The organism is Micrococcus sp. Mcc28 (genome assembly GCF_024519775.1).
GTDB classification, from domain to species: Bacteria; Actinomycetota; Actinomycetes; order Actinomycetales; family Micrococcaceae; genus Micrococcus; species Micrococcus luteus.
In genome coordinates, this window is record NZ_JALJRH010000055.1 from 1 (window position 1) to 342 (window position 342).

Consider the following 342-nt stretch of genomic DNA (forward strand, 5'->3'; position numbering starts at 1 on the left):
CACACGGTCTGCCAGGGCCCGTAGACCTCGGGCAGATCCCTCCATGCAATCCCGCGACTATGACGGTAGATGATAAAAAAAAAGAGAAAAAAGGAGGAGGAGAAAGGAAGGAAGGAGAGGAAGGGAAGGGGAGGGAGAAGAGGGGAGAGAAAAGAAAAGGGGGGGGAAGAGAGAAGAGGGAAAAGGGAAAGGGAAAAAGGGGAGAAGAGGAAGAGGGAAGAGAGGAGAAGGGAGGAGAGGAAAGAGGAGGAGGGGAAAGAGAGAGAGGAGGAGAGGAAGGGGGAGGAGAAGGCGCCGAGGAGGAAGGGAGAAGCGGCTCCTCCGGCGGCGAACGCCAGATCA

1 protein-coding gene is annotated in these 342 nt (G+C 56.4%); it reads left to right on the forward strand.

Going from position 1 to position 342, the window contains the following annotated elements; translation table 11 throughout:
* Positions 1 to 69 precede the first annotated feature (69 nt).
* A partial coding sequence (locus NR073_RS11080; protein ID WP_256748849.1) for a hypothetical protein occupies positions 70 to 342 on the forward strand: 273 nt, incomplete at its 3' end.